Origin of the sequence: Psychrobacter glacincola (assembly GCF_904846215.1) — a bacterium.
In the GTDB taxonomy this organism is placed as follows: domain Bacteria; phylum Pseudomonadota; class Gammaproteobacteria; order Pseudomonadales; family Moraxellaceae; genus Psychrobacter; species Psychrobacter glacincola.
Genome location: NZ_CAJGZK010000026.1, coordinates 18,420 through 32,308, shown reverse-complemented (window position 1 = coordinate 32,308; position 13,889 = coordinate 18,420). Strand labels below are relative to the sequence as shown.

The following is a 13,889-nucleotide window of genomic DNA, read 5'->3' as shown; positions in this document are numbered from 1 at the left end:
ATCAAATTATTCAAGATCGTGGCTCATAAATATCGCAACCGTCGTCAGCGCTATGATCTTAGAATGAAGCTGTTTGCTGGTATCGTTAATTTCGAGCTTAATCTATGACTTTTGCAAGAGGTCTATTAATAAAAAAATAATTTATATTATTGATGCTACCTTTAAGCAGTTGTTTATACTGATATTTCAATAACATTAGTTATAGTATCGGATTATTAATTCTGCAATAAAAACCGATGACTACCATACGGAAAAGTCTAGTTTATATATATTACACCGTGCGTCGCTCAAAATATATCGTACGTCACTTAAATTTACTATACAGATAACATAGCAATAAAAAATAAAGAGATGTTACCAGTAAATTAGATTAAGAAATTATATTTATATAACTGTATTTTAAAACGAAAACACAATTGAGCTTAGTAAGTTTTTAACTCTACACCTACTCCTATGCCGATATCCGTTGATTGGATATCTGAGTCTACTGCCCACAGTCTAGTGTTAATACTAGTTAAGGGCTGCAACTGATGTTCCCACGCTACATCGACTACCGTTAGCTTATCAGTCGTTGGAAAAGCTTGATTAATAGCCTCGTCGGCTTGATTGACTCTAGCATGCTGTAATTTTGCGTTGATAAAATTACGTTCATTTAGCCACAGTTTGCCGCCAACTGAAACACTCTCAGCATCACCGCCTAACGAATAGCCAAGTGGGTAACCTTGTTGATAATATCCATCGGTATAAAGGAAATGATCATAAGATATTCCTTTTGATTCACCGCCAGTACGGGTATCTGCATATTCAGCATACAGTTGATACGGTTTGCCATAAGCCGAAGAAGCATAATCTACGCCAGCCAAGTACATATTTTTGGCAGGCAGACCACCGGATTCATCTTCGCCGACATACTGCGCATAAATCCCAGCTGGCAGGTTAACTAAGGGCGCTAAACTTAAGCGGGCATCAAAGCCAGCCAGCTGATTAGCAGGATCTTGATCGGAGCTACCACCATTATCACCATTATCTTTTGTACCTAGAATAGCATCAGTAAATGAGCTAAAGCTCTGTGGTCGACCCTCACCGCCCCACATAAAGGTACGTGAAGCACCCAACTCTAACCAAGGTAGCGGACTGGCAGTGACACGCGCACCAAACAGCTTAGCATCTGGTATAGCGGTATAATCATCGAGCTGACCAGCAAATAGCTGATATTGCCAAGAACCTACCCACGATAGATACTGCGAATTAGGCGCTGTTTGTTGATCACGCTGCATAGTAAATCCAGCAACGGGAATGCTAGCATCACCGCGAATTAGACTACCATCATTGCCTGGGCCCCACCATGCTGGTATCTTACCCGCAACTAGCCACTGATTAGCAAAACTACCAGCGACATAAGAGCCCTCAAAGCTAACATCAGAGCCATCCTCAATCAGCTTGTCGTTCTTTAGGTTGGCTTGGAAATTAAACTCTAGATTCTCTTCACTGAGTCCTACAGAGGCGTTAATTTGCTGACCTGCTAGCTGGTCATCACCAAAGGTTTGTGGGAGCTGCTGACGATCAGTCTGTAGATACACACCTACATCAGCATGAACTAAGGAATTAGGGTTTTGCTTAAGCTTAGTATATACCGACCTTAATACTTGCTGCTGAGCTGGCGTCACGGCATTAGCTGTGCTAAGACCACGTTTTATTTCATTAGCGGTCAGTGGCCAAGTGCTGGTACTGATTTGTGTCACACCTTGACTGTTAAGCCAGTCGAGATCTGCTCTGAGACGCAGATCATTCATATATAGGTTTTGTGCGGATGCTGTCGTCGATAGCAGAGAGACTATCGATACGATACTGGCACTCAATACGGTAACTAGCTTTTTATTCATGAGGGTCTGCTTTTGTAGGAGTACTTGACGACTGGTATTGGATATTGCTCAACGTCTACTGATCTAAAATGAATAAGGGCTATTATACAGCAATTATCATCGACTAGAACTATCCATCTTAGAGAATACTTTATCAATAGCTGCTACGGTCTGCTGAATTTCTACAGTAGTCAAAGTAGGGTGTACTAAAAACATTAAACTAGTCTCACCCAACTGTTTAGCTGTGGGCAGCCTAATTTCTGGGCGGAGTCCCGTATTATCGAAAGCTTTTTCTAGATAAACCTCAGACGCCGAACCCGAAAAACAAGGTACTTTTAGCTCATTGATCTCAGCGATAATTCTATCGCGTGACCAACCTTCAGGCAAATTGTCGGGCTGTACATAGACATACAGCTTGTAATAGCCGTGAGTACAGTCAGCAAACGCTGACGTATTCTCTAATCTAGGTACTGATAAATACCCTTGCACTTGCCACTTATCACATTCGTCTAGTATTGCCTGTGCATTAATTGTGCGCTTAGCCGTCCACTCAGCCATACGTGTTAGCTGAATACGACCAATCGCTGCTTGCATCTCAGTCATACGCCAGTTGGTACCGAAGCTCTCATGTAGCCAACGATAGCCCGGTGGATGCTCCGTCTCATAGACAGCAGCATAACTCTTGCCATGATCCTTGTAGGCCCACATCGTACGCCATAGCTGCTCATCATTGGTAGTGACCATACCACCTTCACCGCCGGTAGTCATAATTTTGTCTTGGCAAAAGCTCCAAGCACCGACATGGCCAATACTACCGACACTACGACCCTTATAACGAGTACCGTGTGCTTGGGCACAGTCCTCTATCACATACAGGTTATGCTGCTCTGCAAGAGCCATAATAGCGTCCATATCACAAGGCCAGCCTGCCAAATGTACACAGACAATGGCTTTGGTATTGGGGGTAATAACCGCAGCAATAGTCTCAGCGGTGATATTACCTGTGGCTTCTTCGACATCAGCAAAGATAGGAGTAGCACCGGAATTAACCACTGAAGAAATGCTAGCAATAAAGGTACGCGGTGTGACGATAACTTCATCACCTGCACCAATAGTAAGCGCTTGTAATGCAACATCTAGAGCCAAAGTGCCATTACCCATAGCAATAGCATATTTGCTATCTGCCCAATCAGCGAACTCTTCTTCAAACTTGCGACCTTCTTGTCCGGTCCAGTAGTTTACTTTATTAGACAACAGCACTTGGCTAATAGCATCGGCCTCAATTTGAGTAAAGCTCGGCCAAGGTGAAAAAGGCGTGTTTAGCATAAGATCCTTAAAATTGTATTTTTTATCTGATAAGTTGGCTTAGATTACTACTTGTTAATTATTTAAATTCTTATAACTATTTATTTAATGGACGTGCCGGATTACCAACGACTACTACGCCTGCTGGTACATCCTTGGTTACTACTGCGCCCATACCAACAATAGCACCATTACCAATAATTAATGGCTTATCAGGCGTACCTTGTTTGATAACTGCACCCGCACCAATATAAGCATAGTCATGAATATGTATATTACCGTTACAACTTACTCTGGGGGCAAAAGTTACATAATCGCCAATAATACAATCATGCTCAACATAACTGTATAAGTTAGCGTGGAAACACTTACCAATTGTGACATTCGAGGCTATAGTAACAAATGGACTAAGAGCTGACCCTGCCCCAATAATAACACTATCCATAATCAAGGTTGTCGATCCTTGCACTGTCCATAATGCTATATCATCATGCTGAACTTTCTCAACAAGCTGTTGACGTATATTGCCATTAGCGATAGCAACAAGAACAAATTTATTGCTGCTCTCTAAACTTTTAAATCTGTCATAGTTCATCGCAACATAGCCATTAACGCTAGTGTCATGAGTTAAAGCGTCGTCAATGAATACGATTTGACTAGTATTTCCCAAAATTTTCAATTGTTCAACAGCTACGGGCATTAAGCTACGACCACAGCCAGCAGCACCATAAACTGCAAAAACTTCACTCATAGCTGCTCTCGACTACATGATGATTCTGTGACCCTGTGAACTTACTCATCGTTGCTTCACCATCAGCGCTAATATCATCTTTAATCAGTACTTTTTTAACAGTTTTAAAAAGTATCTTGATATCCAACCATAACGATTGATTGTCTATATACCAAGTATCTAGCTCGAGCTTCTTATCCCAACCGATAGCATTACGACCATTAACTTGCGCAAAGCCTGTAATACCAGGACGCAGCTGATGACGACGGTTTTGTTCTTTATTATACAATGGCAAGTATTCCATTAATAAAGGTCGCGGACCGACTAAGCTCATATCACCTTTTATGACATTCCATAGCTCTGGTAATTCATCGAGGCTAGTATTGCGTAGTGTCTGACCAAAAGCAGTAAGGCGTTCACTATCAGGTAACGGATTGCCCTCTATATCTAGAGCATCTTTCATAGAACGAAACTTAATCATCTCAAACGGTTTTCCATTAAGACCGGGACGAGTCTGACGAAACAATATTGGTGCACCTAGATTTTTACTAACTTTATAAGCAGTAATAGCGTATACCGGAGACAAGATTACTAAAGCAGCAGTTGCAGCAGTAATATCGAACAGTCGTTTTATCATAAACCAGTAACCTTAAGAGTTTTGCAAGTAAAAATTCAAGTAGTTCTGCCAGACAGCTTTTTGCTCAAAGTTCTCAATAACCCAATCTCTTGCACCAGCATACCTCTGATGAAATTTACTATCAATAGCAGCCTTATCAATTGCTTTAGCAATGGCTGATGTATCCCTAAATTTAAATCTTTGACCGCTAATACCATTATTTACACTATCTCTCACACCAACAACATCGTATGCGAAGGTTGGAACGCCACAGCTCGCAGCCTCAATAGCTACATTACCAAAGCCTTCTCGATGACTCAAAAGCAGATGTAAGTCAGCCTGTTGAAAGTACTTAACTATGTCAGGGGTATACGGTATATGCTGGATACAGGAATAATTAGACATCAAACTGCTTAGAAAGCTCTCTGATGCTTCATCTTCAATTTGCCCTACTAGCAAAAATCTTACGCTAGATTGCTCTATTTTTTTTATGACCTCAGATAAATCCTGCAAACCTTTATCAGAACAAATACGACCAACTACTACGACTGTAAAAACACTAGGCTCATAGTCACATTGGAATTGCTTGTCAACATTTTCTAAGGAACATTTAGGTATATATTTAGAAGTATCTACACCGTTTGAAGACCCAGCACCCAGTAAAATGGTCTTGTTATTACTGACTAGCTTATCCTTCAAATAAGCCTCTTCTAATGACCTAGAAATAAAGATAACTTCATTTGAAACTAACAGACTAGTTCTATCAAGAATTTCATATACTTTTCTTTTTTTACCAGAAAAGTTCTCATAAACACGGCCTCTTACGAGTGCAATAGAATTTTTATGAAGTGTAATAAAGGACGCTAGACTACCTAATAGCAAAGCTTTAGGCGTTGAGTACATTATTACATCAAAGCGATTAAATAGTAGATAGTAGATTAAATACGTTAATGATTTAGCATCTTTTAATACAGATGGATTACGTTGAAACTTAGCATTAACAACTTTACCTACATTACGAGCACGCAAAATATCCAGCTGCTCTCGGCTTCCACCACAAATTAGCGTAATATCAACATCAGAATAATCTCTAATATACTCGAGCTGTCCACGAGTTAACACGTTAAAAGAAATAGCATCAGTTATTAAAAAACAAATTTTTGGCTTCCGCATCGAAACACCTCAATACTATATGTAAAAAAATTTAAATAATTAAAAGTAGCTACAACATATAAATTTAAAATATTAGTATGAATGTCGAATAAATAAAATAATTAGTAACAGCATAATCACTTCAGTTCAAGATTATTCTTCACAAAGCGAAATTTTCCACTTTTTTCACGTGGAATATCTTTAACATACTTAACATCGATATTAATGTTATTTCCCACTCTTTCTCTTAACGCATAGATGAATTTGTCTTCTTCAGATTTATTATATTGATCATTGATGACTATCTTTACAGATATTTCAGTTTCCACTTCCTGTATTACTTGGAAACACACTATACCTTTAGTACCCTTTGTAGAATTACTCAGATTAGCTAAGCTAATACGACCTCTTTCAAATGAAAATATGAAATCAGTCTTTCTACCTTCAAGATTTTCAACTAATGGAAAGCTTGAGCCGCATTTACAAGTCTTGTTAGGATCTGCCAATCTAATCCGATCGCCTATTCTATAACGCACTAAAGGTGTGCCTACTGTAGTAAACGAAGTCACTAAAACCTCACCTTCTATAGCTGGTTCCATATTCTCGTCAACGACTTCAAATATTCCTGTAAACGGATTAATATGTAAGCTTCCTTCTACACACTCCAAAATAAAAGGAGCGCCTTCTGAAGAAGCATACTGGTCAATTATTTTACAACCAAGCACTCTACCGATTACCTCTCTATAGTGAGGCAATAAATTTTCAGCATTAGGAAAAAACACATTAACCTTATTTTTTAAGCTTAATCCGCGTCTATCAGCGATTTCGCATATTTCATAAACACTAAAAGGAAAACCCACAATGAACTCAGGACTAAATTTATTCAAAGATTTCCAATAAACGTCAAAGTTTTTTTCATTAATATGAAATGTAGAATAAAAACGAATTTTATTAAAAAAGTCGTAATGAGAGCAAATACCTTTTTGCAAATCTTTATCACTAATTAGGTTCTTACCAGAGAACCAGGCCGTTTTTTTACCAAGCTCATAACCATGCTTTGCCCTAAAATGATCAAGAATAGCAAAACGCTCTTGCATATTGGACTTAGTGTAAACAACTTTCATGGAAGCACCAGTAGTGCCTCCGGTATGGCTAGTTATTCCTTCAGATTCATTAATAGTTTTTATTTTGTCAAAACTACTGATCAAATCCTCTTTCTCTAGAATAGGAAAATCCTTTAGATCAGTAAGTTTATAAGGTAAGTACCATTCTGATTTGCTAGTAACAATAGCATGAAAGTATTTTTTCTTCTTATTTATTTCATTTTGGATATCGTTATTGCTCATATCTTCAGTGCTTTTATAAAAACATCTAAAGTAATTATAATCACCATTATGGCGTTGTTTATATAGACGTGTATTCCATATAGATATAGCAGTATTTTGTAATAAAAAGGGAGTAGCCTTGAAAACTTTCTCAGCTTTAGACATGACAGAAACCTATTTAATAATTATTTATAGTGACTATTTTATCGATGATACTCTGATGATAGCTTATAACAGTCGTAGACACATCTTTATTATTGCGTCTACTAGCTATCTTTTGTAGCACCCCTAATTTATCCATAGTTATAATAATCAAAGTTTTAGACTTCAATTTAATAAATTGAGAAGTGCTAAAGCTTTTCTTATACTTTGTATATATTTCAAAGCCAGTATGATAAGACTTAACTAATTTATCAGCAAACAAGTTTCCTTCCTCGCGATAATAGTAGAGTAAGTCAGGTAACACGGCTATTTTTAGATCATTTTTAGATGCTGATCTAGACCACAACTCATAATCTTGAGATCTTGGATAATCAATATTATATTTATTTCTATTATTCCAAGATCTTCTGGATAAAACAGAAGCATGTGCAATAGGGTATGATCTTTTAACAGCATCAAAATCTGTATATATATCTTTTACTCCACGATACCCGTATACCTGATTGCTGTTATCTATAGAAACTATTCCTGAAGAAACTAAATCGTAGCTAGGATTTTTTTCTAAGAATTCTAGCTGTATTCTTAGTCTGTCTGGATGAATAATATCATCTGCATCCATACGGGCAATGTAGTCATAATCAGATTCATCAATGATCTGATTTAATCTATAAGGTAGTTTTTTATTTAAGCCATCGGATATGACTCTAATTCTTTTATCAGTACTTTCAAAGCTCTTAGCTATTTCTAAAGATTTATCCGTAGAACCATCATCGACTAAAATTAGCTCCCAGTCTTTGAAAGACTGACTGATAACGGATTCTATTGCTAAAGCTAAATAATTTTCAGCATTATAAAATGGGATGCCAATAGTTATATAAACAGATATATTCATTAAAAAATCTCAAAAATAGGATTAATAATATAAGGAGTCAACTTACTGAATGTGGAGGTCGTCAATATGAAGTAAAAAAGAAAAAGGATTGCCGCTATACTAGTAACGTAAGCATTATTTATTCTTTTAAAAACTATCGGCAATATCAGAACCAATGTCCATGTAAAGAACGTCAATAGTCGCTGCGGGCCCGAAGGGTTTGCGCCTAACATAGCTATAGGTATAAGAAAAACCACCCCAACAGCATAAAAAGTAAACAATTGCATAAATTGTTTATCTCTAATCTTATAAATGTGACTAACAAAATATATCACCAATAAAAGTAAAGTATAAAAGCCTAGTATTAGATAACCACCACCCTTTTGATCAGCGTCCGCATAACTCTGATATCTTTCATTGGATGCAGCAAAATAGCTGATTAAAAAACCACTAACCAACAGCGAACCTATGAAGGTCGCTAATATCCTATAAGTAGGTTTTATTCTTACGTTTACTACAAAATAGAATGGAATCATAAATAATGCGGAATTATGGAACATAGAACCTAAAAAGCATATTAATAGATAGGGTATCAACCTTTTCTCTAATAGGTACGGTAGTGCAAGAGCAAATATAGCCATCGCTAAACCTTGGCGCAAACCATTAAAGAAAAAGGTATAAACCCCTAAAGTTATAAACAAAAATACAGAAAACCAATAATTTACACTGTATTTTTTTATAATAATTAAATAACAAGAAACTACTATTAGGGCCGTGATAAAAAATAGCCAAAAATAACTATCGGTATACTTTAATAAGTTATATTCTAATGCTTGGTAACCAGGTTCAACAAATTCGCTAAATTCAAAATTATAGACATCTAAATTATTCCTAAAGTCTTTAGTATAGTTCCCTGAATCCGTACCAACACGGTAGCTACGCATCCCCGCAAACAAAGTTAAAGCCCCTAAAGGCACCCAAAAAGCGGGGCGATTTAGGGCTTTTCGCTCTAGTAATATCCAAAGCAGGACAAAGCTGAGAACTAAGAAATATGGTAGCATTTAGCCCTCTATAGTATAGGTAAAAATTGACATAATTATAAACTTAGGTAAACGTGCAGTAGCTGTTGCGCATTTGTAGCAGCGTCAAATCCATTCGATTTTAGTACATCAAGTATTTCGTCATCAGTAGATATCGAATGTCCGGATGTTAATAAACGATCTACCCATGCATCAGTCGAGTCAATAGATAAAAAATCAACCAAACCTACCCCTAAATCCACCTCAGCAGACACATTGTTCGACACTAAGGACTTTAGACCAACTGTTTGGCTTTCTACCAATACGACAGGAAAACCTTCATGTATTGATGGCATTATCATATAATCTGCACTAGCCATCAACTCAGTAATGTCAGTACGAACCCCTAAAAATTTCACATGATCGGCTAATAATTTATCTCGTACTTGCTGTTTTAGACCACTTTCTAATGAACCTTGCCCAACAATATATAGAGTGAAATCTATATTACGTTTTTCTAACTGCTCAGCGATTTTTAAAGAAAACTGATGGTTTTTAACTTCGCTTAAACGTCCGACTTGAAGAATATTAAGCGTACTGTCATTAAACTCTTGGTCTATATAATCATGTGAAATCTTAGCAACTGTCATCATTTTTTTGATATCAACAGCATTTGGTAATAACAAAACGTTTTTGCTAGTACCGAATAAATATTGGGCGGCTAGTTCACCACAAGCAATTTTATAAGTAGCTACTTGACGATTGGTTATTAGTGCCCATTGCTCATATATTTTTTTAATAGCATTAGTATGCCCATTACTGGTGCTATGTGAGTGCGAGATGCGATGCTTTACTCCAGCCGTCTTAGCAGCTAACAAATGAAAGGCATTACTCAACAACATATGCGCGTGGACAATTCTATATTCTGGATTTTTTTTTAAAAACTGTCGCAATTTTAGCATTCTATTGACTGGATTATTTGCTAGGATAGGAATAATTTTGCCACCCAACTCTAGAATTTCTGCATCGTAATCGCCGATCGCACTAGTAAAAGTTATAAAATCAAACTGAATCTGAGTGCGATCTATATGACGATATAAATTCATCACCATCGTTTCGGCACCAGCACGATCCATTTTTCCAACTACATGAAGTATACGCATCATAAATATTAACCGCTCAATTTAATTTTTTTTGCATCAGGTTCATACCTATCCATGCTACCTTCTCAAAGAACCATACTATACCCAATGGTCGTGGAAGATAGGCTCTTAACACATTTAAACCCAATACCTATCCCCAATAAAACTGACCTACTATCATTTAACGCTGAATAAGCTAAAGTTAAAGTTAGTTTGACCTTTATGAAATCTACTTAGCGTTTAAAATAACTAAATTATTAGCTTATTTGCCGAGCTTATCTTGGCTATGAAGAGAATCTATTGCCTTACTCATAATTTGTAATTAAATATTCTGTTTCACATTATATTGTTTAACGAAGAACAATAAGATTAGCGACGAGCTTGCCTGCGTGCTGAAGATAGTTGGTTTAGACCTTTTCTCATACTTGCAATTATAGGTGTAGCCATATGTACAGGCAACTTTAGACTTAAGAGCAAAAGTCGTACTTTAAGAGGAAGTACACTATAATCACGATACTTGCTCATAACTTTAGTATGGTGTTTGGCTTTAACAATAGCTTCTTTGAGGTACTGATTATCTATTGTCATTAATACAGTCCAGACAGCTTTATAGGCGGAAGAGGCAAAAGACTCTATAACATTATTGCCTTCTGTAAATTTGTTTAGATATCTCTCTATACAAATATAAGCAACAAAAATATCTAACATTCTTAGATCCTTCGAGTTCGTCACTGAATGCTCATCTTGACAGTAAACATAAACTGGAGTGTTTAAAAACTCAATTTTTGGCTGATAAACTAACAACAATTGACTAACTAAGACTTTATCTTCAATATAACGTATATCTATAGGAAATCTAATTTCATTAAATAAATTTCTGCTAAACAACTTGTTCCAAAGCGCACTATGACTTCCCCCAGAAAGAATAGAACATAGAAAATCATCAGAATTTTTCAAAACTGACGGGGAAACCTTATTTTTATTTTCACCATAGGCAACATAATACTCTGCTACAACTAACTCAGCTAAATTTTCAACGGCCTTATTAACAAGGTTCTTAATACCATTTTTTAATACGTAATCATCAGCATCTACAAAATATATGTACGCTCCTATTGCTAAATCTAGCCCTAGGTTACGAGCAATAGAAACGCCGCCATTTTTTTTATGAATGACTCTAGCGCGTGGCTCTTGCAGTAAATAATTATCACAAAGAGTTTTAGTATTATCAGTTGACCCATCATTTATAATAATAATTTCTATATCTTTATATGACTGACTAGAAATACTCTCCAGACACCTCTCTAAGAACTGCTCTCCGTTATAAACAGGTATTATGATTGAAACCTTAGGAGAAATAATCATTATAACTCGGCATTGAGTGAACTGGCTAAAAAATCCAATCCCTCAGTCTTTAAAAACTCTCGTTTTCTATTAATTTCTTCCCAGTCTAAAGGCTTACTTAGAATCTTTGAGTCAATATCTGCAACGCAATCAAATAACCTCTCTTCTAAATTGAATAACTTAAGTAATGATTCAAAGCGGGTACGCCCTCTATTTGTGTTTGCAATAGCTATAAATGGCTTATTAAATATGATTGAAAAAACGCATCCATGGAATGAGTCTGTAACAACAAAATCACTTTCTTGAAAAGCTTGTACCCAAGCTCTAACAGTAGGAAAAATGTACTCACTAGAAGATTTTGAATAGTTTTTATCAAATATTTTTGGCATGATATAAAACAGCTCATGATTGAGTTTTAAGCCAATATTTGGAAGCCCTTGCATACGTGGCTCTCTGGGATCTAAGATATAGCAAAAGATGCCGCGCCCACCCGACTCAGAGGTCGATTCTATACCTGCAACAGTAAGATAGTCTTGAGCATCGAGAAGTAAAGTAGGATCACATGATTGAACGGCTTCAACGTCCATATGCTCTTTGATCAAATCAATAGCACTCTCCTCTCTTACAGAAACGGCTTCAAATTGATGCAACAGTTTTCCACAACGAGCTGTCTCTTCAGAATTAAACCGCCAGTCGTCAGTACCTAATGAAGCTGCATAGCTAATTTTTTTTAAGTTAGTGCTAGCAAAGCTTAAAAAGTAAAGCGCTAAATCAGGACAGTACTCTGGCCTCCATACTTGATCACTACCTACAATGATAGCACCGAGACCCTTAGAGAATTTGGGAAGATCAGAAAGCCCTATATGCCCACTAGAAGGCTTTATATTTTCTGCTACAAATTGCCTAGTGTTGGAAGATATATCTTTCAACTCATTTGTATTTGGATAGTACGGCTTATCCATTCCACGGAAAATCTTGCTTTTTACCAAGCGTTTAGCCTGATTAAGACCATATCGTCTTATACTTAATGAATCTCTTTTTACATCGATAAATATCGATTCGTGACCTAATTGATCAACAGCCATCCGTAATGCGTAGGCCTGTAAAATACCGCCATAATTGTTCCAAAGTGGCAGAGTGAGTATTCCGACTTTCATAAGCTTACCTTTGAGAGTAGTGATAGCATGAGTCCTTGTGTTAACTCAGACGCTCCTTTGGCTCTAGAATACTTATTAATATATATAGTGTCTCCAGAAGAGTTTAAAACAACTCCAGATGAATCTACACAATGCTTGATGACATTAAGAAGCTCTTGCGACTTAATACTATTAAGTCCTCCATGCTGTGATGCTAACAAAAACATTAAGGTTGCAGAAGAATCAATAGTGTTGTCATTGGTATGTCCAATAAATTGTGACCAATACTCTTTATCCAAACGAGCAGTATCTAAAAATTTAATCAGTTTTTGCAGTGCTATTAGATATTCATTAGGCTTATCTATAGACGATTTAGCAGCCAAGGGAGCAAGCCCCAATATCCACCAACCAATCCCTCTACCCCAGTTCACTGAACCAAGAGGCACGTTAAGCGTTAGGTCTACTGCATGAAATGGAAGAATACCATTTTTTTCAAGCCCTACATCCATTACATTTTTTATCTGTTTCTCAGCAAGAATAAAAGCTTGCTCACAGTCAGTTATATCTGAATACATTATTAAAAATGGACAAACTAAACCTATCGTATCGATAAAGGCAACATCTACGCCTTTACGATAACGCAGAATACCATCATCACCAACAAAGGAAAGGACATTTTTATACACCTCATCGGAGGCAACAAGATATTTTTTAACTTTTGTAATAGTGTATAGGCGTAGAAACACTAAACCAAACGTTGCTTGATCTATTTTATCAAAATCAAAAAGTAGTTCTCCACTTTCTGAAATGAAGTCTTGACATCTCTCTTCTACTTTATCTAAAAGTGCTAGTTCACCTGAGCGCTGATGTGTGTCTAGAATACCCAATAAAAGAAACGCCAATGGAAAATTGAGATAAGCATACTCCTTCTGACGATTATCTCTTTTTAACCAAGCCTTCAGCCTAGCAAGCTTCACGTACAAACTGTCTTCATCATTGAATGACATAACAGTACGCTTATTTTTAAGCATCATTAAACTGGCATTGACGATACTATTATTAGCTTCAGCTATGTTAGGATAGCCTACTGTCACTATAGGCCTACGTTTTTTTCTCATCATAAATATATAAAAACATAAAAAGCTTACGATAGAGGTAAAAATAAGTGTAGTGAAAAAAAACCAAATCATAATAGATCCAAAAATTATAAAACGCTGTTAAGACT

12 protein-coding genes and 1 pseudogene are annotated in these 13,889 nt (G+C 36.7%); 1 reads left to right on the top strand and 12 read right to left on the bottom strand.

From position 1 onward, the window contains the following. Nucleotides 1-108, top strand: a pseudogene (locus tag JMW90_RS13800) (IS5/IS1182 family transposase); the annotation flags it as partial. Between the two features lie 314 nt (nucleotides 109-422). Here the strand turns inward: JMW90_RS13800 and JMW90_RS12140 are convergent. From JMW90_RS12140 to JMW90_RS12085, 12 genes are all read right to left on the bottom strand, one after another. Then, a complete protein-coding gene (locus JMW90_RS12140; protein WP_201564507.1) occupies nucleotides 423-1,883 on the bottom strand; it encodes a capsule assembly Wzi family protein in 1,461 nt (486 codons plus the stop codon). 96 nt (nucleotides 1,884-1,979) lie between these two features. Continuing rightward, the gene (locus tag JMW90_RS12135; RefSeq protein WP_201564506.1) at nucleotides 1,980-3,188 is read right to left on the bottom strand and encodes a DegT/DnrJ/EryC1/StrS family aminotransferase; all 1,209 of its coding nucleotides are present in this window, start codon (nucleotides 3,186-3,188) and stop codon (nucleotides 1,980-1,982) included. Nucleotides 3,189-3,264: 76 nt separating this feature from the next. Further along, nucleotides 3,265-3,918, bottom strand: a complete 654-nt coding sequence (locus tag JMW90_RS12130; protein WP_201564505.1) for a NeuD/PglB/VioB family sugar acetyltransferase — start codon at nucleotides 3,916-3,918, stop codon at nucleotides 3,265-3,267. Then, nucleotides 3,911-4,534, bottom strand: coding sequence for a sugar transferase (locus JMW90_RS12125; RefSeq protein WP_201564504.1), 624 nt, complete (start codon nucleotides 4,532-4,534; stop codon nucleotides 3,911-3,913). The genes JMW90_RS12130 and JMW90_RS12125 overlap by 8 nt, the downstream gene beginning before the upstream one ends. 12 nt (nucleotides 4,535-4,546) lie before the next feature. Continuing rightward, a complete protein-coding gene (locus JMW90_RS12120) occupies nucleotides 4,547-5,686 on the bottom strand; it encodes a glycosyltransferase (RefSeq protein WP_201564502.1) in 1,140 nt (379 codons plus the stop codon). Between the two features lie 116 nt (nucleotides 5,687-5,802). Further along, nucleotides 5,803-7,155: a phenylacetate--CoA ligase family protein gene (locus tag JMW90_RS12115; protein ID WP_201564500.1), complete on the bottom strand. Its 1,353-nt coding sequence runs from the start codon at nucleotides 7,153-7,155 to the stop codon at nucleotides 5,803-5,805. A gap of 13 nt (nucleotides 7,156-7,168) precedes the next feature. Then, nucleotides 7,169-8,044 (bottom strand): glycosyltransferase family 2 protein, encoded by an 876-nt coding sequence (locus tag JMW90_RS12110; protein ID WP_201564498.1) that lies wholly within the window; start codon nucleotides 8,042-8,044, stop codon nucleotides 7,169-7,171. Then, nucleotides 8,044-9,084 (bottom strand): EpsG family protein, encoded by a 1,041-nt coding sequence (locus JMW90_RS12105; protein ID WP_201564495.1) that lies wholly within the window; start codon nucleotides 9,082-9,084, stop codon nucleotides 8,044-8,046. The genes JMW90_RS12110 and JMW90_RS12105 overlap by 1 nt, the downstream gene beginning before the upstream one ends. A gap of 35 nt (nucleotides 9,085-9,119) precedes the next feature. Further along, nucleotides 9,120-10,208: a glycosyltransferase gene (locus JMW90_RS12100; protein ID WP_201564494.1), complete on the bottom strand. Its 1,089-nt coding sequence runs from the start codon at nucleotides 10,206-10,208 to the stop codon at nucleotides 9,120-9,122. Between the two features lie 345 nt (nucleotides 10,209-10,553). Next, the gene (locus JMW90_RS12095; protein ID WP_201564492.1) at nucleotides 10,554-11,549 is read right to left on the bottom strand and encodes a glycosyltransferase family 2 protein; all 996 of its coding nucleotides are present in this window, start codon (nucleotides 11,547-11,549) and stop codon (nucleotides 10,554-10,556) included. Beyond that, the gene (locus JMW90_RS12090) at nucleotides 11,549-12,685 is read right to left on the bottom strand and encodes a polysaccharide pyruvyl transferase family protein (protein WP_201564490.1); all 1,137 of its coding nucleotides are present in this window, start codon (nucleotides 12,683-12,685) and stop codon (nucleotides 11,549-11,551) included. The genes JMW90_RS12095 and JMW90_RS12090 overlap by 1 nt, the downstream gene beginning before the upstream one ends. Then, nucleotides 12,682-13,854: a glycoside hydrolase family 88 protein gene (locus tag JMW90_RS12085; RefSeq protein ID WP_201564488.1), complete on the bottom strand. Its 1,173-nt coding sequence runs from the start codon at nucleotides 13,852-13,854 to the stop codon at nucleotides 12,682-12,684. The genes JMW90_RS12090 and JMW90_RS12085 overlap by 4 nt, the downstream gene beginning before the upstream one ends. Nucleotides 13,855-13,889 lie beyond the last annotated feature (35 nt).

Excerpts from the sequence above, each read along its gene's own strand:
- JMW90_RS12140 (WP_201564507.1), bottom strand. The coding sequence starts at position 1,883 with ATGAATAAAAAGCTAGTTACCGTATTGAGTGCCAGTATCGTATCGATA.
- JMW90_RS12135 (WP_201564506.1), bottom strand. The coding sequence starts at position 3,188 with ATGCTAAACACGCCTTTTTCACCTTGGCCGAGCTTTACTCAAATTGAG.
- JMW90_RS12130 (WP_201564505.1), bottom strand. The coding sequence starts at position 3,918 with ATGAGTGAAGTTTTTGCAGTTTATGGTGCTGCTGGCTGTGGTCGTAGC.
- JMW90_RS12125 (WP_201564504.1), bottom strand. The coding sequence starts at position 4,534 with ATGATAAAACGACTGTTCGATATTACTGCTGCAACTGCTGCTTTAGTA.
- JMW90_RS12120 (WP_201564502.1), bottom strand. The coding sequence starts at position 5,686 with ATGCGGAAGCCAAAAATTTGTTTTTTAATAACTGATGCTATTTCTTTT.
- JMW90_RS12115 (WP_201564500.1), bottom strand. The coding sequence starts at position 7,155 with ATGTCTAAAGCTGAGAAAGTTTTCAAGGCTACTCCCTTTTTATTACAA.
- JMW90_RS12110 (WP_201564498.1), bottom strand. The coding sequence starts at position 8,044 with ATGAATATATCTGTTTATATAACTATTGGCATCCCATTTTATAATGCT.
- JMW90_RS12105 (WP_201564495.1), bottom strand. The coding sequence starts at position 9,084 with ATGCTACCATATTTCTTAGTTCTCAGCTTTGTCCTGCTTTGGATATTA.
- JMW90_RS12100 (WP_201564494.1), bottom strand. The coding sequence starts at position 10,208 with ATGATGCGTATACTTCATGTAGTTGGAAAAATGGATCGTGCTGGTGCC.
- JMW90_RS12095 (WP_201564492.1), bottom strand. The coding sequence starts at position 11,549 with ATGATTATTTCTCCTAAGGTTTCAATCATAATACCTGTTTATAACGGA.
- JMW90_RS12090 (WP_201564490.1), bottom strand. The coding sequence starts at position 12,685 with ATGAAAGTCGGAATACTCACTCTGCCACTTTGGAACAATTATGGCGGT.
- JMW90_RS12085 (WP_201564488.1), bottom strand. The coding sequence starts at position 13,854 with ATGATTTGGTTTTTTTTCACTACACTTATTTTTACCTCTATCGTAAGC.